Source organism: Mucilaginibacter sp., from assembly GCF_036568825.1.
In the GTDB taxonomy this organism is placed as follows: Bacteria; Bacteroidota; Bacteroidia; order Sphingobacteriales; family Sphingobacteriaceae; genus Mucilaginibacter.
Genome location: NZ_DATCRU010000056.1, coordinates 88552 through 110746, shown reverse-complemented (window position 1 = coordinate 110746; position 22195 = coordinate 88552). Strand labels below are relative to the sequence as shown.

At 42.0% G+C, this 22195-nt stretch carries 22 protein-coding genes; 13 read left to right on the top strand and 9 right to left on the bottom strand.

Going from position 1 to position 22195, the window contains the following annotated elements:
• Nucleotides 1-63 precede the first annotated feature (63 nt).
• The 3 genes from VIM89_RS11045 (at nt 64) to VIM89_RS11035 (ending at nt 3389) form a co-directional block, all read left to right on the top strand.
• Nucleotides 64-546, top strand: coding sequence for a hypothetical protein (locus tag VIM89_RS11045; RefSeq protein WP_488156205.1), 483 nt, complete (start codon nt 64-66; stop codon nt 544-546).
• 99 nt (nt 547-645) lie between these two features.
• Nucleotides 646-1458 (top strand): class I SAM-dependent methyltransferase, encoded by an 813-nt coding sequence (locus VIM89_RS11040; RefSeq protein ID WP_488156204.1) that lies wholly within the window; start codon nt 646-648, stop codon nt 1456-1458.
• A gap of 176 nt (nt 1459-1634) precedes the next feature.
• On the top strand, nt 1635-3389 hold the full coding sequence (locus tag VIM89_RS11035) for an ATP-binding protein (RefSeq protein WP_488156203.1): 1755 nt from the start codon (nt 1635-1637) through the stop codon (nt 3387-3389).
• On the opposite strand, the gene VIM89_RS11030 is transcribed toward VIM89_RS11035, so the two are convergent.
• The 6 genes from VIM89_RS11030 to VIM89_RS11005 form a co-directional block, all read right to left on the bottom strand.
• Complete coding sequence (locus VIM89_RS11030) at nt 3386-4282, bottom strand: hypothetical protein (RefSeq protein WP_488156202.1); 897 nt, start codon at nt 4280-4282, stop codon at nt 3386-3388. The two genes, VIM89_RS11035 and VIM89_RS11030, sit on opposite strands and share 4 nt — an antisense overlap.
• A gap of 63 nt (nt 4283-4345) precedes the next feature.
• Complete coding sequence (locus VIM89_RS11025) at nt 4346-5590, bottom strand: zinc dependent phospholipase C family protein (RefSeq protein WP_488156201.1); 1245 nt, start codon at nt 5588-5590, stop codon at nt 4346-4348.
• A gap of 210 nt (nt 5591-5800) precedes the next feature.
• Nucleotides 5801-6259 carry an RrF2 family transcriptional regulator gene (locus VIM89_RS11020; protein WP_488156200.1) on the bottom strand — a complete coding sequence of 153 codons (459 nt, stop codon included), beginning with the start codon at nt 6257-6259 and terminating at the stop codon, nt 5801-5803.
• Nucleotide 6260: 1 nt separating this feature from the next.
• On the bottom strand, nt 6261-6743 hold the full coding sequence (locus VIM89_RS11015) for a hypothetical protein (protein ID WP_488156199.1): 483 nt from the start codon (nt 6741-6743) through the stop codon (nt 6261-6263).
• 270 nt (nt 6744-7013) lie between these two features.
• On the bottom strand, nt 7014-7643 hold the full coding sequence (locus VIM89_RS11010; RefSeq protein ID WP_488156198.1) for a nitroreductase family protein: 630 nt from the start codon (nt 7641-7643) through the stop codon (nt 7014-7016).
• Nucleotides 7644-7715: 72 nt separating this feature from the next.
• On the bottom strand, nt 7716-9905 hold the full coding sequence (locus tag VIM89_RS11005; RefSeq protein WP_488156197.1) for a transglycosylase domain-containing protein: 2190 nt from the start codon (nt 9903-9905) through the stop codon (nt 7716-7718).
• 176 nt (nt 9906-10081) lie between these two features.
• Here VIM89_RS11005 and VIM89_RS11000 point away from each other — a divergent pair, with 176 nt between their 5' ends.
• The 3 genes from VIM89_RS11000 (at nt 10082) to VIM89_RS10990 (ending at nt 12229) form a co-directional block, all read left to right on the top strand.
• Nucleotides 10082-11167: an Mrp/NBP35 family ATP-binding protein gene (locus VIM89_RS11000; protein ID WP_488156196.1), complete on the top strand. Its 1086-nt coding sequence runs from the start codon at nt 10082-10084 to the stop codon at nt 11165-11167.
• A gap of 30 nt (nt 11168-11197) precedes the next feature.
• Complete coding sequence (locus VIM89_RS10995; RefSeq protein WP_302902803.1) at nt 11198-11476, top strand: NifU family protein; 279 nt, start codon at nt 11198-11200, stop codon at nt 11474-11476.
• A 114-nt stretch (nt 11477-11590) separates the two neighbouring features.
• Nucleotides 11591-12229, top strand: a complete 639-nt coding sequence (locus tag VIM89_RS10990; RefSeq protein ID WP_488156195.1) for a hypothetical protein — start codon at nt 11591-11593, stop codon at nt 12227-12229.
• A 78-nt stretch (nt 12230-12307) separates the two neighbouring features.
• Here VIM89_RS10990 and def read toward each other — a convergent pair whose 3' ends face one another.
• Together def and VIM89_RS10980 are read right to left on the bottom strand one after the other, a co-directional pair.
• Nucleotides 12308-12880 (bottom strand): peptide deformylase, encoded by a 573-nt coding sequence (gene def / locus VIM89_RS10985; RefSeq protein WP_488156194.1) that lies wholly within the window; start codon nt 12878-12880, stop codon nt 12308-12310.
• A 17-nt stretch (nt 12881-12897) separates the two neighbouring features.
• Nucleotides 12898-14124, bottom strand: coding sequence for a M16 family metallopeptidase (locus tag VIM89_RS10980; RefSeq protein ID WP_488156355.1), 1227 nt, complete (start codon nt 14122-14124; stop codon nt 12898-12900).
• 77 nt (nt 14125-14201) lie between these two features.
• Here VIM89_RS10980 and VIM89_RS10975 point away from each other — a divergent pair, with 77 nt between their 5' ends.
• The 7 genes from VIM89_RS10975 to VIM89_RS10945 all read left to right on the top strand — a co-directional run bounded on the left by VIM89_RS10975 (nt 14202) and on the right by VIM89_RS10945 (nt 18716).
• Nucleotides 14202-14438: a hypothetical protein gene (locus VIM89_RS10975; protein ID WP_488156193.1), complete on the top strand. Its 237-nt coding sequence runs from the start codon at nt 14202-14204 to the stop codon at nt 14436-14438.
• Nucleotides 14435-14884, top strand: a complete 450-nt coding sequence (locus tag VIM89_RS10970; protein ID WP_488156192.1) for a PIN domain-containing protein — start codon at nt 14435-14437, stop codon at nt 14882-14884. Before VIM89_RS10975 ends, VIM89_RS10970 begins: the two co-directional genes overlap by 4 nt.
• A gap of 90 nt (nt 14885-14974) precedes the next feature.
• Nucleotides 14975-15511, top strand: a complete 537-nt coding sequence (hpt, locus tag VIM89_RS10965; protein WP_488156191.1) for a hypoxanthine phosphoribosyltransferase — start codon at nt 14975-14977, stop codon at nt 15509-15511.
• A 42-nt stretch (nt 15512-15553) separates the two neighbouring features.
• Nucleotides 15554-15766 carry a DUF2281 domain-containing protein gene (locus VIM89_RS10960; RefSeq protein ID WP_488156190.1) on the top strand — a complete coding sequence of 71 codons (213 nt, stop codon included), beginning with the start codon at nt 15554-15556 and terminating at the stop codon, nt 15764-15766.
• Nucleotides 15766-16173, top strand: coding sequence for a type II toxin-antitoxin system VapC family toxin (locus tag VIM89_RS10955; RefSeq protein WP_488156189.1), 408 nt, complete (start codon nt 15766-15768; stop codon nt 16171-16173). Before VIM89_RS10960 ends, VIM89_RS10955 begins: the two co-directional genes overlap by 1 nt.
• Nucleotides 16174-16231: 58 nt before the next feature.
• Nucleotides 16232-17557, top strand: coding sequence for a GntP family permease (locus VIM89_RS10950; RefSeq protein WP_488156188.1), 1326 nt, complete (start codon nt 16232-16234; stop codon nt 17555-17557).
• Between the two features lies 1 nt (nt 17558).
• Nucleotides 17559-18716 (top strand): glycerate kinase family protein, encoded by a 1158-nt coding sequence (locus tag VIM89_RS10945; protein WP_488156187.1) that lies wholly within the window; start codon nt 17559-17561, stop codon nt 18714-18716.
• Nucleotides 18717-18742: 26 nt separating this feature from the next.
• Here the strand turns inward: VIM89_RS10945 and mfd are convergent, their stop codons facing one another.
• Nucleotides 18743-22096, bottom strand: coding sequence for a transcription-repair coupling factor (gene mfd, locus VIM89_RS10940; RefSeq protein WP_488156186.1), 3354 nt, complete (start codon nt 22094-22096; stop codon nt 18743-18745).
• Between the last annotated feature and the right edge of the window lie 99 nt (nt 22097-22195).

Sequence of the window (22195 nt, the reverse complement as noted above, 5' to 3'; positions counted from 1 at the left end):
GGGCTAAAAATATATTCCAAAAGATTATTATTTTTAGCTTCCAACTTAACCTAAAAAAATCTAATGAAAATCAAACTCACTTTTTTTGTTATAGCCGCTGCTATACTGGCTTCCTGCAACAATAATCCGGGCACCACTGCAAATGCATCAAAAGAACAAGGCTTACCTATACAGGGTACCTGGCAATTGCTCCAGGGTACTTTAACCGAAAAAGGTAAAGCGCCTGTGGTGACCGATTACACCAAAGATCAAAAGTTTATCAAAATCATCAATGGTGATCATTTTGCGTTCATGAACCATGACCTGACTAAAGGGAAACAGTCAAAACCAATGTACAGCTCAGGCGGCGGCAGATATACTTTAAATGGCGATAAATACACCGAATACCTGGATTATTGCAACGAGCGCGAGTGGGAAAACAACAAGTTTGATTTCACCGTCACTATAAAGAATGATACACTTATACAGCAGGGCATCGAAAAGATCGACAGCCTGAAGGTAGATCGTGTTAACGTAGAAAAATATATCCGATTAAAAGCAGAATAAGTCATTCCGCTCCGTCAATTGGCGAGCTTATGGTAGTTTCTATAAGCTCGCCGATTTTGGTTAATGAGTAATATAATTAAGTTCCGTAATTTCATTTGCATGAAAAAGAAAGAAGCTTACAAGTTTACAAGCGAGGATGCTGAAAACTACGACCGTTACATCGGCCCGATCTTATTTGAGCCTTACGGGCAATATATGGCTTCGCGGATTAGTGCATCGGATGTATCGTCTGTACTTGAAGTAGCCTGCGGAAGCGGCCGGCTTACCCGGCACCTGCGGAAGGTACTTCCATCTCATGTAAGGCTCTTCGCTACCGATATTAGCCCCGATATGCTCCATATAGCACAACGTGAGCTCAACAATAATGGGATTATCTTTCAGACCGAAGATGTTCAAAAGCTATCATTTACTGATAATACTTTTGACCTGGTAATCTGCCAATTCGGGATGATGTTTTTGCCGGATAAGCAAAAGGGATTTGATGAGATCTACAGGGTATTAAAACCGGGTGGAAAGCTAATGATATTTACCTGGGATGACACGCTGAATATGCCTTTGTTCAAACTGCTGATAGATGATCTGATCCTTCCTTATTTCAGCGGCGAAGATACCACACGCTTTAAAGTTCCGTTCTCTTTACACGATGATAAAACGCTAAATAAATGGTTGAAGAACTCAGGATTTAAAGAAGCTGAATCTACTAAAATATCATTGCCATCAGGCACTTCTACCTCCGAACTGATAGTTACCGGTTTGTTCTCCAAACATCCATTAGGCAAGGAAATAATGACTAAGGATCCTGATGCATTTGAGCCTGTTGCTTTGAAATTCGCAGAAGGGATCACGGAAGAATTCGGCGCAGAAAATACATCTTTCCCTTTATCTGCCTTGCTGACAACAGGTGTAAAATAACCCAAAATACCCTATAGCAAAAAGGCGCAGTTGCGCCTTTACAAGTCATTGTAAAACAATATTTTATTTTTTTCGCGCATAAACCGAACGATTATCCGTTTGTATACGTTTAAATAGGTACTACAATGGCATTTTGTGCGCTTGAGTAGAAGGGATAGATACCCCAATTGCCCGTAATGAAGGATATTACCAGTAAATACCATAGAATAAATAAAGTTGACGATCGCCCGCTTAATATACATTTCGATATAAAAGATGTATCTAAGAGGACTTACCAGCTTGGTCTGGCTACATTGTTCACAGGCATAGCCCTGTCTATTTACACCTCGTTTATAGGACTTTACGTCTCATCTTTTGTAAGCGCCTGTTTTTGTTTCGCTATTCTGATGGTGATCCTGTTAAAGTATAATGGCGATATTGAGAACCTTACTATTTTTATTGTTACCATCGTTTGCGCCATGCTCGTGTCGACGGCTGCGATAGAGGGTTTGCAATCGAGCCAATATCTTTACTTTTTCCCACTGATGGTATCCATACCCATTATTGTCGACCTGAAGCAAGCGCAATACAAGGATACCTTTATTTATATCGGCATTATCATTGTCTCGTTCCTGGCTTGTATACTGATCGGGCATAATGTAAAACCGCTCGAGCCTTTTACGCCCAGCCAGTTAGGCAAGCTTTCGTTTGTGAACAATGTGATCGCTATTTCATCAACGATCATTTTCGCGGTAGCTTATATTTTCTTTGAAAAGAAATATATCCATCAGCTTAAAGAGCAAAATCAGAAGGTGATTGATTCCCGTACGCAATTCCTCGCTACAATGGGCCACGAGCTGCGGACGCCTTTAAACGGCATCATCGGTGTCATCAACCTGATGAAACAGCAAAAAATGGACGCCCAGCAGGACGAATATTACCAGATACTCAAATACTGCTCGGATCATATGTTACAGCAAGTGAATAATATTCTCGACTTCAACAAAATTGAGGCCGATAAGCTAGAAATACATCCTGCCGAGCTGAACTTAAAGCTTTTTATGATGAACGTGGGTATGCCGTTCACCACCTTATTCCAGGAAAAAGGCCTTGAGCTGAAGATCAACATCGATCCTGAACTGGATGTAAACGTATTGGCTGATGATGTTCGACTGGTACAGATATTTAATAATTTGCTATCAAATGCCCTAAAGTTTACAGATAAAGGTTTTGTAAAGCTCGATGTATTCTGCAAACGGAAAGAAAATAAGTTTATCGAGGTTAGTTTCAGCATCGAAGATACCGGGATAGGCATAGCTGAAAAGGACCAGAAAAAAATATTCGAAAGCTTCTGGCAGGTGTATGATGAGGATACCAAGAAATTTATTGGTACCGGACTGGGGCTTACCATATGCGTCCGCTTGTTAAAAATGATGGGCAGCAACCTGGTACTTGCCAGTGAAAAAGGAAAGGGAAGCAAATTCAGTTTCGACCTGAAATTAGAGTATGCCGCATATAATCACAAACAACTCCCTAAAAACAAGGCTGCTGAAAAAGATAATCTTGAAGGTATAAAACTGCTGCTGGTTGAGGATAACCAGATCAACATGATGGTAGCTAAAAAAATCCTAACCGGGTTTAAGGCTGAGGTCACTATAGCATTTGATGGTTCCGAAGCACTGGCTGCATTACTAAAAAACTCTGATTTTGATATTATCCTGATGGATTTGGAAATGCCGGTAATGGATGGCTTTACCGCCATTCACGAAGTAAAAAGGCTTTATCCGGAAATACCGGTGATTGCATTTACTGCTTCATTGGTTGACAAAAAGATGTTGTCGGATCTGATTGCCAGCGGCTTTGTGGATTGTATGCTGAAACCTTTCCAACCGCTGCAATTACTGTCAGACATCAAAAAACATCTCAGCAAGCCGTTACAACCGGTGGCTTAATTCTGTGTCAAAGATTTTAAAAAAGGACTATTTTCCAGGAACAATTCAAAATTATCCGGCTTATTGATCACATTATTGTGCTCATGCAGACTATGGATAATTAATATCCGGTTATCTTTCACAGACTGAAAATTGACATTACCTTCCTCTGATTCTAAATAAGGTAGTTTTTCCTGGGCGATCAGCTTTACCAGGTTATGGGTTTCTTCGTCAGTACCGCCATGGTCAGTATACAAATCAATAAAACGGTGATTTTGATCAGCCTTTATCCAGTCCAGGAATATTGGGGTTTCGGCGTATAAAGCATCAAACAAAATAGCCTCGTCTATAGGCATCTGACCGTTTTTAATGATCCGGGCCATTACGCGGTAAGCGCCACTATGACCTGCCAGTAAAATATGCCCCGGCTTGCATCCTTTGGAGATCAAATGCTGAGCCTTTAGTCCACTTAATACATCAGTAGTTAATGCTTTAAAAACACCGGGGTTCTCTAGTTTACCGCCATAACTATCGGGTGAGTCCTTAGCAGTCTCTGCTAAAACGAGTACGGCATTCAGGTCGGAGGCTAGAAATTGTTTAGTGAGTTCATAAAAGCTGGCAGCATTATCTACATTATTCCGCCAGCCATGAAACCAGAATACCATATCGACTGTCTTTTTTGCATCCAGCTTCTTTGGTGCAATTATTAGTATCGTGCTGTCATGATAATGCTCGGCAGCAGTATACAATACCTTATCATACAGATGCCCCTTTTCGCGACCGGTATCCGGAAAGGCAGTATGCGAAGAATGAATATGGAATATCACCGCATTGGTAGTGTCCTGTGCATAGGAAACGCCACACCAGAGTAAGCAAGATACGATCAGTATTGATTTAAAAAGGCTTGGTTTCATTATATGAAGATAAAGAGATTAGGATGAGAACACAAAGTGTTTCTTTTATTGCACCGAATGCAATTATTTAGTTTTTACCGCCGTAGCTTTCGACAGGGTATCGACAGGAAGCTTTAAACTATCTATCGGGACAGGTCTTGCTGTTCGTAACTGCTGCAAGGCGACATAGGTTTTTTTCCAGTCTACCTTATACTTTTTGTATTCAGTTACTTTACTGGTGGTATCCCCTTTGCCATAAAATGAAAGTATGTTTTCCTGCAGCGGTGGCGTAACATTATTGAATTTTTTGTCCTGTAAATAAAGCAATAACTGACTATAGGTCAAGTCTGCCAGACCATATTCGCCCTGGGTAGTAGGTTTTCCTGTATCAAAATCCATATCAGGCAATTGAAGCTGCTGCCCGTTTTGCAATCCTGTCAGAAGTTGATTATAACAAACCAGCGTGGTATCAAAACTCTTGATAAACAGCTTTTCGGCAACAGGTCCGGGCGGTGAAAATTTAAGCGCTTTAAGCGGACCAACCTTTGGTAAAATGCTGATTATAAAAGCTACTATCCGGTTGCCCAATTTGGGTTTATCGCGCTCCCGGCCATAGGTGTGAAAATATTCTCTTCTTTTGATATGGTAGTGAAATTTACGGCTGGTCATTCCCTGGTTCAGCTTTTGAATATCGCTTTTTTTCAAGGCCCAGGCATCCCGTGTCAAACCAGGCAGCAGACTCCTCACAGCCCACCTAAAAGTTGAAATAGCCAGATCCAGTTTACCGTTGAAAACATCGTTCATGTTCTGACCGTAAGTCAGCATAAATGCCCTTTCCAATACCGGTTTGGCTACATTAAAACCGATAAAATCATGATACTCCTGCGATGCATAATTGCCACGGGCGGTTTGCAATACATCAAAGCCAAATTCCATCCGGCTGTGGTAAATAGGATATTCCTCGTAAGTAACTATTCTCCCGAATTTTTTAGCGACTTTAGGGTACACAATAGGCTCTGCGATATTGGTTGCCAGGGAGTGGCCATACTCATCGGTCAGATAATGCGAGACCGCTCCCAGCGCGAAGGCATATTCATTAATATTTTGGGCTTGAGAAACCAGATTTTCCATAAAATCTCCGCTGCGCACATAATGCACCAGGTTAGTAAAATATACACTGCCAAAAGGGAAATAACCCATATCTGGCATCAAACTACCGCCATAAGCATAGGAATGGGCAACGCGCAGTTCCTCATCAGTAGCATTGGGATATTTTTCTTTTAGCAAGGGAACAATAGACTTCTTCCAGCTGGCATCTATAATGGCCATATGCGCAAAAACGGAGAACGCTTTTGACGAAAGCGGGCAAAAGAAAATAACAAAAACCGTTATTAGCAGGGCGCTCTTGAAAACTGGTCGGTTCACTGGATTGGCTGAATTCTGTAATGCTTAATAGCAGAAACCACCAAATTGTTTCAAAGCATCAAGAGATTTATATATAAAATCTACTTTCGCCAAGTATCAAATGAACAATTTTAATCAACTAACTGCAGTAAGGTAAGGTAGGGTATCTTTTAAAAACTTCTCATTCCTGATCAGGTCAGCAATGCTTGTTTCAGTCAGTATCTTTAAACTGGCATCACGTATATTAATAAACACCTGACGTATACCACAAGTCGCTTCATCCAGGCATTCATCGCACCGGTGATAATAGTTTAAACTGGCACATGAAACCATTGCTATCGGACCATCTGTAAGCCGCAACACATGAACTAACAAAATATCTTCCGGCCTTTTGCCCAGTACATAGCCACCGCCGCTGCCTTTCCGGCTGTACAGAAAGCCTGCTTTACGCAATTCACCTAAAATCCCTTCCAGGTATTTCCTCGGAATATTTTCTATTTCTGCAATCTCTGCGATATGCATAGGCACATCGGCTTGATTTTTCCCCAGTAATACAAGCGCCTTGATAGCATATTTGGTCTTTTTTGATAGCATATTAAAGTCCCTTTAAAATCTGTTTAATAGAATTTTGCTGCCACACCAATAAGTTCAGATCTTTTATCACCGGTATATGGTTACGCAAGTAATCATCGTATTTTTTTATGGCTGACAATTCATTATTAATAATGCTGTTTAGCAAGGTGTCATCATTTGCTTCATTACCAATAAACGATGTATTGGCCCATGCGGGCTTTATTTGTCCGATCACACCACCCTCAACATCTACCGACAATTGATCATTCTGGCCAAGCCTGAAATATAAAATTGCCGCATAATCAGCTCTTTCATCTGCCAATTGTTTATAGATAGCTTTTAACTCTTTAAACGGCGCTGAAGCAGCCAATTGCCTATAGTTTTCCATGCAGATCAGCAATGCAGACACCAGTTTATCAAGGTCGCTCGACCTTAATATTTCCCTTTCTTTAGCGGCAGATTCATAATCCTTTTTATGAAACGATTCAGAGTTAATTGCATCCATACTAATGTATATAATATCTATAGATTTAATAGATTATAAAGATATGTCTTTTGTATTCAACTTCCAAGCAATTATTAGAATTATTTTACTGCTGAATATCAGCTTTGCCAAAGACTGATTATCTGAACCGGAATTTTTTTAATTTAAGAATTGCCTGAATTCCGGAAATTCGTTAATTCTGTAAATTCAAGTTCAGACAGGCATAAAAAAGCCCCGGTTTCCCGGGGCCTTTCAAACTTAACAATGAACGTTAAAAACCAAAGACACTTATTATATATGAATGAACATTTCTTCTTCAGGTTTACGCACTTTATTTAATTTGCTGTAAGCATCATCTTCTGCACGGAAACCAATCGCAGCTATAACAGCAGTTGTTAAGCCTTTTTCTTTTAAACCTAATACTTCATCAAACTGAGGTGCACTGAAACCTTCCATCGGACAGGCATCAATACCCAGTTCGGCTGCTGAAGTAAGCAATACGCCTAACGCGATATAAGCTTGTTTTTTAGCCCAGGTAATCCGTTGCTCTTCAGTCATCCCGCTTACATTGCCATTGATCATTTGCTCATAACCTTCCAGATTAGAGCGATCAATGCTGCGTGACTTAGCCACGTGATCAATATAATTCTTTACATACTGAGCATCCAGATTAGTCTCAGCTGCAAAAACGATCAGTTGTGAAGCATCAGCAATTTGAGCCTGTCCATAAGCTGCCTGTTGCAATTTTTCGCGTACAGCAGCATCCTGAACAACAATTATTTTATAAGATTGAACACCAGCAGATGAGGGTGACAGATGAACCGCATGCAGCAATTCTTCTAATTGATGCTGGCTTAACTTCTTAGCTTTATCGAATTTTTTGGTGGCGTAGCGCCAGTTTAGTTTTTCTATGAGTGACATGATTGTTTCTTTCTAAATGTTTATACAAAAAAACATGTTTAAACATTTAATAAGGTCATCTCACAGTAAACACTACATCAGGCCTTTGTCACGAAGCTCTTTTTCCCGTTGTTTTTCCAGCCGGCGTTGGGCGCGCTTTTCCTGCCGTATTTCTTTTTTGGTTTTACCTACGGTATCAATTGGATACTCTTTTTCTATCTGTTTGTGTACAGTAGTATCCTTCTTTCCAAATAAGCGCTGGAAGAAATTAGGTTTTTTCTCAGGAACTGTTGGGGTATTCATTACCGGCTGAACATCCACCGCATCGTCATCATCATTAGTTTGTTTCATCAGGCTGTCAGCAACTGCTGTTGATACAGGGGCGATATTCTCGCGAAGACTTTCCTTCAATCGTACTGAATAATAACCATAACCAGAGCTATCTGGCTCGGTCCAATTTCGGGCTGCCATCATTTTTCCGATCAGGTTATAATAGTTGATCAGGCTTGGCCGTAACGAACCGTCTGGTTGAAACGAATATAATCCTGTTTTAGGGTGAGGAAGAATACTGGCAAGGTAGATACCTTCGCCCAGGGTAAGGCTTGATGGTGATTTACCGAAATAATAGCGCGATGCTTCGCCAATACCATAAATGTTCCGGCCCCATTCCACAATATTGAAATAAACCTCTAGCATGCGGTCTTTCGACATCACATTATTATTCTCGATCATCCATACGATCAGTATCTCTTCAATCTTTCTCGACAATGTTTTCTCGCGGCTCAGGAAAGCATTCTTGATCAGCTGCATGGATATCGTACTACCACCCCGCTTAAATTTTTTTTGCTTGATGTCGGTAGCGATAGAGCGCCGTATTGACTCTTCCACAAAACCATGATTGGTGTAAAACGATGGATCTTCCGAAGTCATTACAGCATATTTCACGTTTGGCGAAATATCCTGTAACGGAGTATAATCCGGGTTTTGGGGGCCAATGATCCTCGACGGCATCGGCTTACCTTTTTCATAAGGTGTATAAGTAAACGGCCTGTTCAATCTGCCCAAATCCGTTTTACCGTATTTAACTATGTTCAGATTATCCTTCGCCAGCGCCGATTCAAACTGTACCTGGTCGGGATTGGATGAATCCAGAAACACATGCAGGTGATATTTTACTTTACCGGTAACCTGTATACCATCAAACGAATCAAACATTCCTTGGGGGAAAGAATCAAATACATCCTGCGCATTCATCCAGTCGCTGTTCACTTTTATTGTGTACATCTTGACAGGATACAGTTGGTATTTGAGGTAAGTTTTTACCGCGATCTTTTTTAGCTTGATCACCGACGAGCTATCCAGCGATACATAATTCTTACCAACAAACACATTGGCATCAATAGAACCATCGGGAACAATGATATCAGATGAGGATAAAGCCGGATGGTTGATCAGCAAATTCTTCACCGACCACGAACCATATATTTTGGTAACACCGTCGCTATTCTCCACTTTCTCCAGGCGGGTGGAAATTGTGTCAAAATTCACTTTCAAATGGTATCGTTCACCCACGTAGGGTATTTCCACTTTTTTTCCATCAGCATATAAATGCAGATCAATATCTTTATCAGACGGGTGCATCTTCCCGGCAAAATGCCAGGTAGCCAGTGTGTCATTTACCTTAATAGTTGAACTAAGCTTACCGTCTTTGATCACAGCCGTTTGAGCAAGCAACTTTATCCCTGCGCTATCCTTTTTAAATGTTATCAGGAAATTTCTCAGGTCCAGGTCATCAGGGATTTTATATAAAACCTGCTTCACCAGGTTATTCGCCAATACTGATAGATCGGCCCGCTCTTTCTTTTCGGTGGTATCCTTTTTCTTCTTGAACAGGAAATCAAAGTTCTTTACACCCTTAACATCTGTCAGGTTCAGATGCCCGTTATCCAATACCACATCAGCCAGTTTTACATTTCCGAATATGAGCGGAATGATCTTTATGCTGACATCAAACTTCTTAATGCTTAGTAAGCTATCGCGCTGGTCCGGCACTACAGTAATATCAGAAAGGGAAACGGTGGCGAGCCCGGTGAAATGGGCAGAACCGATATTTACGTTTAAGTTGTAATCCTTTTTTGCTTTTTCTTTTGCTTTCGCGATCTCTTTTTGGAGTATAGCCTCACGTTTGTTATAGGCGATATAGCCGCCTATTAATAAAAGGATAATCAGGGAAATAGCTACGATTCCGGCTATGCGGATATATTTGGAGGTAGGACGATGCATCAAAAAAATTTATCCAAAACTAATCTAATTCTTATGCGATACAAACGCAAGCATCAACAAAATGTTTCTCAGTATAGTTAACTCCGCAAAAAGATTTTTTTAACGGCTCTTGATAACGGCTTTTTATCATTAACATGACATAGCTTTAGGCCCGGTTTAGTAGCTTTGTAGTTGCAATGAATATAACTCAGGAACAAGTTTTATACGCCCTCGGCCATGTGGAAGAACCAGATCTGAAAAAAGACCTGGTAACCCTAAACATGATCCAGGATATCAAGATAGATGGCAACCGTCTCAGCTTTTCGGTTATTCTCACCACGCCTGCCTGTCCGCTTAAAGGATTGATAGAAAATGCCTGCCGCAATGCGATAGCACACTTTATCAGCAAGGATATAGAGTTGAGCATTAATATGACTTCGCGCGTTACCACGCAAAAGAATACCGGTGTACCCGGTGTAAAAAATATTATTGCCGTAGCATCAGGTAAAGGCGGTGTGGGCAAATCAACCGTTGCAGTGAACCTGGCTTTGGGCCTTGCACAAGCAGGCGCTAAAGTAGGTTTGATAGATGCTGATATTTATGGGCCATCCATCCCTATCATGTTTGGTTTGGAAGGCGCACGGCCAAAAGCCAGCCAGGCTGATGGTAAAACGCGTATTGAGCCAATTGAAAAATATGGCATTAAGCTATTGTCCATCGGTTTCTTTACAGATCCAAACCAACCCGTGCCTTGGCGCGGACCAATGGTGTCGACAGCTGTAAAGCAATTATTTAATGATGCTGATTGGGGCGAACTGGATTACCTTGTAGTCGACCTGCCACCAGGAACAGGTGATGTGCATATCACCGTAGCTCAAACTTTCCCGGTTACTGGCGCAGTTATTGTTACTACTCCTCAGAACGTAGCTTTAGCCGATGCCAAAAAAGGAATAGGTATGTTTCTGATGAGTGCCATCAATGTGCCGTTGCTTGGCATTGTTGAAAACATGTCGTACTTTACCCCTGCTGAGTTACCGGAGAATAAATATTACATATTCGGTCACAGCGGCGGTCAGAAATTAGCGAACCAGTTGGAAGTACCGTTTTTGGGTGAAATACCGCTGGTAAAAGGAATCAGCGATTCAGGCGACGCAGGTAAACCGGTAGTTTTGGATGAGCAAAGCCCAATGAGCAAAGCGTTTACCGAAATGGCGCAAAAAGTAGCCCAGCAGGTGGCCATTTATAATGCCGAGGCTAATAATAGAAATTTGGTAAATAATTAATAACTTTACGTTTAATATAAATAAGTTAAAATGAGTTTATTAGATCAGGTGGAAGAGGCTTTGAATACGATTCGTCCGTATTTGGAGACTGACGGCGGGAATGTCTCGGTGGAGGAAATAACTCCTGACCATATTGTAAAATTAAAGTTACTTGGTGCCTGCGGCTCGTGCCCGATGAGCATCATGACCCTCAAAGCCGGTATTGAAGAGGCTATAAAAAAGGCCGTTCCAGAGGTAAAGGGTGTAGAAGCCATCAATTTAACCGACATTGATGACCCGAATGCGGTGCTTCCGGCAAATTTGAGATAATTGTTAAGTATTGTTAAATTGCATTGGGGTTTAATGCAATGCACTATTTTTGTCTGACATTTTTTGAAACTATTTCTTAAAAGTCAGGTATAAAACAAGGAAGAACCTTACCAGGTGAAATATATATTAGGCATATTTTTATTCTTTATCGCTGCCGCAGCCTTCGCGCAGCAAAAGGAGAAGCCATTGGTTCAGTTCTCGGGTGTTATCCATAATGCCGACAGTGTAAAAGTGATCGTGCCTTATGTAACCATCACCAACATCAGCAATCATAACCAGGTTTATATGAGCAATTACGAGGGCTACTTCTCCTTCGTGGCGCATGAGCAAGATACCCTGGTATTTACCAGCATCGGCTATGGCAACATACAGGTTGTTATACCCGCCAATGTTCTGAATAAAGCCTATACTACTCAAGTTTATATAAAACCGCGTATAATCAACCTGCCCACCTTCCGGGTGTTCCCTTGGGCCACTACAGATGAATTCAGAAAGGATTTTCTGGCCATGAAGCTGGCTGATGACGACCTGGAAATAGCCCGCAAAAACCTTGAGCGCGCTGTCAACAGAGCCGCGGGCAATAACTTACCACGAGACGGACAGGAAATATCATCCTCATGGGCGCAGAATGAGCATAATGCTATCTTAAACCAGCATTCGCTTCAACCCAATCCATTGTTGAACCCTGTAGCCTGGGGAGCTTTAATGAACCAGATAGCAGCGGGGGATAAAGCCCGTGCTTCGGGGAATTAAGTCTTAAGTCAATAGTCTTAAGTCCTTATCAAATCGATTTTTACTTACGACTTCAGACTCAAGACTTCCGACTTCAAATCAACGTCCTTTCTTAGCAGCAGGGAATTTCATTTTATAATCCACATCTACCACCCCTCTCGAAATATCATTGAGCTTTTTTTCGATCAGGCGTTTGCGTAGCGGACTCAACTTATCGGTAAAGAGCTTGCCTTCTATGTGGTCATATTCATGCTGAATGATGCGGGCGGCCATGCCTTTATAAGTTTCTTCGTGATGTTTCCAGTCCTCATCGTAATAAGAGATACGGATAACAGGCTTGCGCGATACATCCTCACGAATATCAGGGATACTTAAGCAGCCTTCATTAAACGACCACTCATCACCGTTTTCATCCAGTATTTGGGCATTCAGGAATACTTTTTTGAAGTTTGCCAGTTCGGGTTCGTCATCATCAAATGGCGTAGCATCAACTACGAACAAACGCATAGAGATACCTACCTGCGGAGCAGCCAAACCAACCCCGCGTGCACCATACATGGTCTCGAACATATCTTCCACCAGTTGTTTAATGTTGGGGTATTCATCCGGTTCAACAGCGACAGCTTTTTTTCTTAAAACCGGGTCTCCATAGGCAATTATAGGCATCTTCATCTTACAAAGATACACCTTTACTCTTTCGGCACAAACAGCAAAGTAGTCAGCCTATTATCAAAAATTTCGTTGCTTATCTCAAGCAATTGCTCTGCTGTACAGGCATTTATTTTGGCGAATACTTGGTCTAAAGTGTCCACATAACCGAAATCAAGCAGACTTTTAGCCATAGATATAATTAGTCCTATACGGTTCTCCTCTGCCAATGCAATCTGTCCGATAAACTTTTGTTTAGCCTGGTGCAGTTGCAAGGTACCCAACTTTTGATCGCGAAGTTTTTTTAGTTCTTTATGGACCAATCGTGATGCTTTGTCTGCTTTTTCCACGTCGGTACCAAAGTAAATCGAGAATATGCCAGTATCTGAAAGCGGTGTATAATTCGACTCGATAGTGTAGGCTATTCCATATTTCTCCCGTATCTCCAGGTTCAGGCGGTTGCTCATGCCCATACCGCCAAGCAGGTTATTCAGCAATAACAATCCGGTTTTATGCTGATGCGCCGATGGATAAGCCTGGTTACCAATAATGCAATGTGTTTGAGCAATAGGTCGAAAAACACTCAGTTTTTGACCCACGCTTTCAGCAGGTTTATGGCGGTGTTTTTTATTATGATTTGGCTTGATGTCGCCAAAATATTTTTCAGCCAGTTTTACTAGTTTTTTCAGGTCATGATCGCCAAAGACAGCAAACACCATTTCCTCGGTATTGTAATTGGCCGTCATGAAATGCTGGATGTCCTTCTTATTCATTGAAGAAACCGTCTCCGGTGTCCCGAGAATGTTCTTCCCTAAAACATGATCCTTAAACAGTAATTCCTCAAAATCATCCTGGATAGCTTCTTCCGGCTGATCGAGGTAAGACGCAATCTCATCCAAAATCACACCCCGCTCCTTTTCCAACTCATCCTTAGGAAAAGTGGAATGAAATAAAATATCCTGGAACAGGTCGACCGTGCGTTCCAGGTGCTGTTTCAGCAGTGAAGCATGGATACAGGTATATTCTTTGGTGGTATAAGCGTTCAGATCGGCGCCTACCAACTCCAGGCGGTTCAATATCTGGTTGGTGTTGCGGGTCTCGGTTTCTTTAAACAGCAGGTGCTCTATAAAGTGAGCCAGTCCGGCCTTATCATCCGGCTCATCGCGCGAACCGGCATTCACCACAAAACAGCAATGCGTAATAGTTGAAGGCGAGTGCTTTAGTAAAATACGGATACCGTTGGTTAAGGTATGAACCTGGTAGTCAATCATGAGGCGCAAAGATAGGATTTTATGTCCGAAATGATAAGCCGCTGTTATATGCACATTTTATCTCGCCAATATTTTTGATTATATTTGAATTAGTAAAATCACAAAAAATGGTAATTGAGCGCACAAAGGATGAGGTGATTATAAGGCTTCCGTCTTATATAAACACAGATGGACTACAAAAGCTCATCGACTATCTGAGTTATAAGGAAGCGACAGCAAAATCACAGGCGACCCAAGAAGATGTTGATAAATTAGCCAAGGAGATAAAAAAAGGTCGCTGGGCCAAAACAGGCAGTAAATTGGTTAAGTGAAAATAATTATTGATACCAATATTATTTTTAGCAGCCTGTTGAATACTAACAATTCAATAGGTGATCTACTGCTCAATTCAAAAAAAAAAATCGAATTTTATAGCTGCGATTATATGCGTTACGAAATTCAAAAACACTGGAAGAAATTAAAAAGTATCTCCAAATTATCCGACGAACAATTAAGTGACTCCCGTGATCGCTTATTTGCAAGAATACATTTTATAAACGAATCCCTGATTCCGGCTCAAACATGGTCGAAAGCAAAAAATTACACTTTCGACATTGATATCGACGATACAGATTTCGTCGCATTAACCATTCACCTTAAAGGTCATTTATGGACCGGAGACAAAGAGCTTTACAATGGACTTAAAGAAAAAGGATTTACTAAAATTTTCAATACAGAAGATTTGAAATTATATCGGTCACAACGTTCCAGTTTTTAATATTTTATATTCCCACTGTCCGTGTTTTCATTCCACCTTATGTGAAGATTAGCATTGCAGTTTTCAAATACTATTCTCTACTTTTAACAAATGAAAACCCAGGTAGCCGATCTCACTTTCGAATTATCCATTCCTTATGCATCAATCGAAAAACGAGTAGGCGAAATTGCCGGACAGATCAGCAGCGATTATTCCGGACGCATTCCTGTAATGGTAGGCATCCTGAGCGGCAGCTTCCTGTTTGTGGCCGACCTGGTAAAACAGATCGAAATACCCATTGAAGTAACCTTTGCTAAACTGGCTTCCTACTATGGCGGTACATCCACCACCCGCAAGATCAGGGACGATTTTGACCTGACCATTGATATAAAAGGCCGCGATATTATCCTGGTGGAAGATATTGTGGACACTGGAAACACCATTCATTACCTGATTGAAAAACTCAAAGTCCGCGAGCCGGCTTCGATTACCGTTTGCACCCTATTGCTAAAGCCCGATGCCTTAGAAAGAACCATACCCGAATTAAAATATACCGGCTTCGAAATAGCCAATGAGTTTGTGGTGGGTTATGGCTTGGATTATAAAGAGTTGGGGCGTAATTTGAAGGGCATATTTAAGAAAGTGTGATTTAAGGAATAATCAAGTCGCAGGATTTTTTTATATTTGATTATGCTTACAGCTATTAAAGGATATTATGAAAAAGGGCGCATCGTGTTAAATGAGGCTGCACCGGTTCAATCCAAAACGGATGTGATCATTACTTTCCTTACCGACACTAACGAAATAAAGTCAGAAAAAAGAATTCCAGGCGGCCTGAAGGGTAAAATGGTTTTGCCGGACGACTTCAATGAGCCACTGGACGATCTGAAAGATTATATGTAATGGCAACAAACCGTTATCTTTTAGATACTCATTGCCTGATTTGGTTTCAGGATGATTACTCAAAAATTCCCGGAAAGATATTAGATCTGATTGCAGATCCCAAAAACTCGATTTTATTTAGTCAAGTTAGTTTATTTGAGCTAGCGATAAAACAAAAGATCGGTAAACTTCCTGGTTTCTCAGCAAGCATGGAAGATGTTTACAATCAGGCTTTAAGAGACAGTTTTTCGTTCTTAAACATTCAGAATTCTCATATTTATATCTACGCTACAATACCTTTATTAGAAAATCACCGGGACCCTTTCGATAGATTATTAATTGCAACAGCTATCACAGAAGAAGCAATTATTTTATCCGCTGATGATAAGTTCAAGTTGTATGGCGATATGATAAAAGTGATTTGGTAATTTTTGATTAAGAAAATAATTTGCTGTCACAGTTTCAATCTGGAAAGCCCGCTAACCAATGACCCACTCACTGGCCTACATCCTTACTTTGCTGGTAGCTGGCATTGCGCTTATTGTTATCCTTTCTACCCGTTATAAAATTCCTGCCTTCTTCTCGTTGTTCCTGGCATGTATGCTGGTTGGTTTGGGGGTAGGAATGTCTGTTTCTGATGTGCTCGGCACGGTTAAAGACGGTTTCGGAAATATCCTCAAAAATTTAGGACTAATCATCGTTTTGGGCACCACTTTGGGTTTGTTACTGGAGTATACCGGAAGCACAACCGTAATGGCCAATTTCCTTTTAAAACGAATGGGTAAACGCTTCGCGCCGCTTGCAATGAGCATTACGGGATTCATTGTTGGGCTGCCTATATTTTGTGATTCGGGTTATATAGTTTTAAGCGGACTGAACCGTTCGATGGCCAAACGAACAGGTATATCCATCGCGACAATGTCGGTATCACTGGCGACTGGCTTATTGTCCGTTCATTGCATGGTGCCGCCGCATCCGGGGGCCTCAGCCGCCGCCGCAACTATTGGGGTTGATTTTGGTAAACTCATTCTGATCGGTGCAATAGCTGCTATACCTGCCATGCTCATTGGCAACTGGTGGGCAAATTATGCCGGACGAAATGCACCTGATAAGATCGTTGAGGATATTGAAGAAGATGAATCCGGTCATGGGCCATCTTTATTAAAAGCATGCCTCCCGGTGTTTGTACCAATCATCCTTATTGCTATCCGCTCTTTTTTAACCAAAGGCATTGCAGTATATCCAGGTTGGGTAAAAGCAGTATTTGCTTTGGGCGATCCGGTTATCGCATTATTGATTGGTGTCTTACTGGCCCTCAATTGTAAACACGGCTGGCATAAAAACGAGTTAAGCAAAATCCTTCAGGATTCTGTTGAAAAAGCCGGAAGTATATTGGTGGTGATAGGCATGGGTGGTGCTTTTGGGGCAATTTTAACAGCCACCAAACTAGGCGATCACCTGAGCCAATCTATGTCTTTGGCGACAATGGGATTATTCTTCCCGTTCCTGCTTACAGCCGTTTTGAAAACTGCGCAGGGTTCGTCGACTGTTGCTATTATTACGGCTTCGTCGTTGGTATTGCCCTTGCTGTCGGCATTGGGTCTGGACACTGAAAATGGTAAATTGTTCTGCGTAATGGCAATGGGTGCCGGATCAATGACGGTTTCGCATGCTAATGATGCTTATTTTTGGGTGATCTCGCGGTTCTCCGGTATCAACATGAAAACCATGCTTAAAGTTTATACCGTATCAACCTTATTCATGGGAATCATCACGCTGGCGACCGTTTATATTTTATCTAAAATCTGGTGACATGCATATCCTCATCGCTCCGAATGCTTTTAAGAATAGCCTTGATGCCATACAAGTGGCAAAGGCAATTGAGCAGGGATTAAAGGAAAGCCGCTTGGAATGTACTACCGAATGTTTTCCCATTGCCGACGGTGGCGATGGTACAGGCAGCCTCATTATAGAACGTTGCAAAGGTGTTATCGTATCTCAACAAGTTCACGACCCGCTAGGGCGAAAGATAGATTCCCGTTTCGGATTGATCGATAATGGAAAAACAGCCGTTATTGAAATGGCCGATGCGTCAGGTCTGCGCTTGCTGAAAAAGGAAGAGCTTAATCCCATGCAAACCTCCTCCTATGGAACAGGCGAGCTCATCAACGCTGCATTAGATAAAGGGATAAACAAGATCATCATTGCAATGGGTGGCTCAGCTACAGTAGACGGTGGATGTGGTATATTGAAAGCGCTGGGCATTGATTTTCTGGATAAAGACGGAAAGCGTTTAAAAGCAATTCCGGATGAGTTACTGAAAATGGTTAAGATCGATGATGCAGGGCTTGACCGGCGAATACATGATACAGAAATTGTTATTCTTTGCGATGTCAACAATAAACTTTTAGGTCCGGAAGGAGCCGCAGCGATCTTCGGCCCGCAAAAAGGGGCCTCGCCTTCTGATGTGAAGTTATTGGATGAGTTCCTTACCAAGTTCGCCGCTGTTTCAAAAGAACAGCTCGGTACAGATATGACCGCCATAAAACATGGCGGCGCAGCGGGCGGTGCAACAGCCGGATTATATACCTGGCTCAATGCTAAACTGGTAAATGGTATTGAATATTTTTTATCGCTGACAGGCTTTGACCAAGCCTTAAAAAATGTGGACCTAGTTGTTACGGGTGAAGGTAGCATCGATACACAAACGCTACAGGGAAAAGGGCCTTATGGAGTTGCTTTTGAGGCAAAGAAAAGACATATCCCTGTTGTTGGTCTGGCGGGTCGGATACCAACTAAACCAGATGCGGGACTTCAAAAACACTTTGATGTATTATTATCGATCAACCGGGAATTTATCGATATGCCAACCGCAATTGCCAACACAGAAAGGAATTTGATAGAAACGGCGCATAGTATAGGCGATTTGATAGCCTCTGGTGAACTGGGCTTTAATCATGATAATCGCTGAATCCGACAAATCATGGTTCAGACAAATTAAACTCCAACCGGTTCCGCAATCTCTTCCAGCAACTGAACTGCCTCATCAATACTATTCACCCCATCAATACTAATCCGAAGTGAGTTCTTTACTTCCTTTAAATTAGTGCGGCGGGGATTAGATTGAACAAACTGCAATACTTGCTTAAACATATCGCTTTCAAAATACTGCGATTGCTGACTCGCTATAAAATACCCCCGAAGCACATTCTTTTTCAGTGATATCTTCTCAAACCCAATAGCCTTACCCAGCCATTGCAGGCGCATGGTGTTCAGCATATCGCTTACCTGCGGTGGCACCGGGCCAAACCTGTCGTTTAGTTGTTTTTCAAATGCCTGCAATTCCACTTCGTTTTCCAGTTTGGAAAGTTCGGTATACAGGTTATAGCGTTCGGCAATGTTGGTTACATACTCATCTGGAATGAGTATTTCCATATCAGTATCGATCTGCGTAAAGGAAATATATGGTTTTGGCTTTTCTTCCTGGAACAGGCCTTTAAATTCATCTTCCTTCAATTCCTGTATGGCTTCATCCAGAATTTTGTGATACATCTCAAAGCCTATCTCCGCTATAAAACCACTTTGCTCGGCACCCAGTAGGTTACCGCTGCCGCGGATGTCCAAATCGCGCATAGCCACATTAAAGCCGCTGCCCAGATCTGAGAATTCTTCGATAGCACTCAGGCGTTTGCGGGCTTCTGAAGTCAGCGTTGATAAGGGCGGACTCAGCAAATAGCAAAATGCCTTTTTGTTACTTCTTCCCACACGCCCACGCATCTGGTGCAAGTCACTCAAACCAAACATATGCGCATGATTGATAATGATCGTATTCGCATTCGGAATATCCAAACCGGCTTCGATGATGGTGGTTGCTACCAGCACATCATATTCTGCATTCACAAACTTGAGCATTACATCTTCCAGGTCATCGCCTTCCAGTTGTCCGTGCGCAATACTCACCCGTGCCTTAGGAACTAGTTTATGGATCAATCCGCCTAACTGCATCAGGTCGGCTACACGATTATGGATAAAAAACACCTGCCCACCACGACCGATCTCATATTCAACAGCTTCTTTTATCAGCTTATCATTAAATACATGTAATTCCGTTACCACCGGCTGGCGGTTTGGCGGTGGAGTGGAAATGATGGAAAGGTCACGAGCGCCCATTAAAGAGAAATGCAGTGTACGCGGTATCGGGGTTGCGGTCAATGTCAATGTATCTACGTTGGCCCGCATTTGTTTTAGCTTTTCTTTGGTGGATACACCGAATTTCTGCTCCTCGTCGATGATCATCAGGCCCAGGTCCTTAAACTTTACATCCTTGCTTACCAGGCGATGCGTGCCGATAATTATATCGATCTTGCCTTCCTTCAGTTTCTCTAAAGTTTCCTTGATCTGCCTGGTTGATTTAAAACGATTCACATAATCGATGTTACATGGGAAACCTTTCAAGCGATCGGAAAATGTTTTATAGTGTTGTGCTGCCAGGATGGTAGTCGGCACCAGGATAGCCACCTGTTTACTATCAGCAACAGCTTTAAAAGCAGCGCGGATGGCGACTTCAGTTTTACCAAAACCTACGTCACCACAAATCAGCCGGTCCATCGGGTGTGGTGATTCCATATCCTTTTTCAGATCGGCGGTGGCTTTTTCCTGGTCTGGGGTATCCTCGTAAATAAAGGATGCTTCTAGTTCTGTTTGAAGATAAGTATCGGGAGAAAAAGCCTTTCCCTCTTTAGCTTTACGTAAAGCGTAGAGCTTTATGAGGTCGCGGGCTAGGTCCTTAACTTTTTTTTTTGTGGTTTTTTTTAAACGCTCCCAGGTATCGGTACCCAGTTTATTCATTTTGGGGACGGTTCCCTCTTTACCACTGTATTTAGAGATACGATTAAGCGAGTTGATATTGACGTACAAAAGGTCATTATCCGCATAGATCAGGCGGATCATTTCCTGCATTTTGCCGTTCACTTCTACCTTTTCCAGGCCCGCATACTTGCCGATCCCATGATCAATATGTGTTACAAAATCACCCGGTTTTAACTCACGCAATTCTTTCAGGGTAATGGCTTGCGTACGCTGGTATCCTTTGCGAAGTTTGTATTTATAGTAACGGTCAAATATCTGGTGATCGGTATAGCAGGCCAGTTTTTGTTCACGGTCTACAAATCCTTCGCGTATCGATATATTGATTGGAGTAAATTTTACCGTTTTGTCCAGATCTTCCAGGATCGCATATAAACGTTCTACCTGACGCGCAGAATCGGTCAGGATATAATTTTGGATATGTTCAGCCTCGTTATTTTTAAAGTTATGGATCAGCAGGCTGAAATCTTTGTTAAAAGATGGCTGCGGACGCATATCAAAGTTAATTGCCTGCGCATCCTGGTAAAAGAATTGTTTGCCAAACTCTACAACCGGGAAATCATGCAGTTGATCGCCGATTAGCTTTTCATCTGTAAAGCCAAATTTCGGGTCGATCCACTCCGGGTTTTTCTCCTTTTCGTCGGATGATAAGGCTTTCCAAAGCTCAATGGCTTTCTTATAGCCTGATTTGATCACATCCAATGTGAGCTGAATATCCTTTATCCAAAGTTGCGAGCCTGTGTCTACATATTCCAGAAGGGAGATATTATGCTCTGTAAGGAATTTGGATTGCACATTCGGAACGATAGTGATAGTTTTTACCTGCTCAACCGATAGTTGACTTTCTACTTCAAAGGTGCGGATGGACTCAATAAAATCACCGAAGAATTCTACCCGGTAAGGTAGGTCATGCGAGAAAGAAAAGATATCGACAATACCACCACGAATAGAGAATTGTCCCGGTTCGTACACAAAATCAACGCGTTCAAAATCATATTCGATCAGGAATTCGTTAATAAAATCAATGCTAAGCTTATTATTTACGGCTATCTCCAGTGTATTTTTAGCTAGCGAGTCGCGATCTATTACCTTTTCAGCCAGAGCTTCCGGGTAAGTAACTATCAGTCGGCCAAACTCTGAAGAATGGTTAAGCTCATTTAATACCTCGGCGCGGGCAAGCACATTGCTGCTGTCGGGTTGTGTAAATTCAAATGCTTTACGATAGGATGATGGGAAAAGCAGTACATCTTTCCCGGTCAGGTTTTCCAGATCGGCCTGGAAATAAGCGGCTTCCTCGCGGTCGGGCAGCACAAATATCATATTGGGGTGCTGCAAAAAATACAAAGCTACCGCCACGGTCGCATCTCCTGATCCGACCAAACCACGCAACTGAATCCGGGTGTCTTTGCCAGCGTTCAGCGCTTTCGCCAACGCTTCAACCCGCTCATCAGTCTTATAAAGCTCTAAAATATCACGGATGTTCAAACTGGCGCAAATATAACAAAAAGGTATTTTTTGTTGCACACAGACAACTTTTTATGCTGAAAACCGGTAGCAGTTAAAAACAATTGACATGAAAATTAC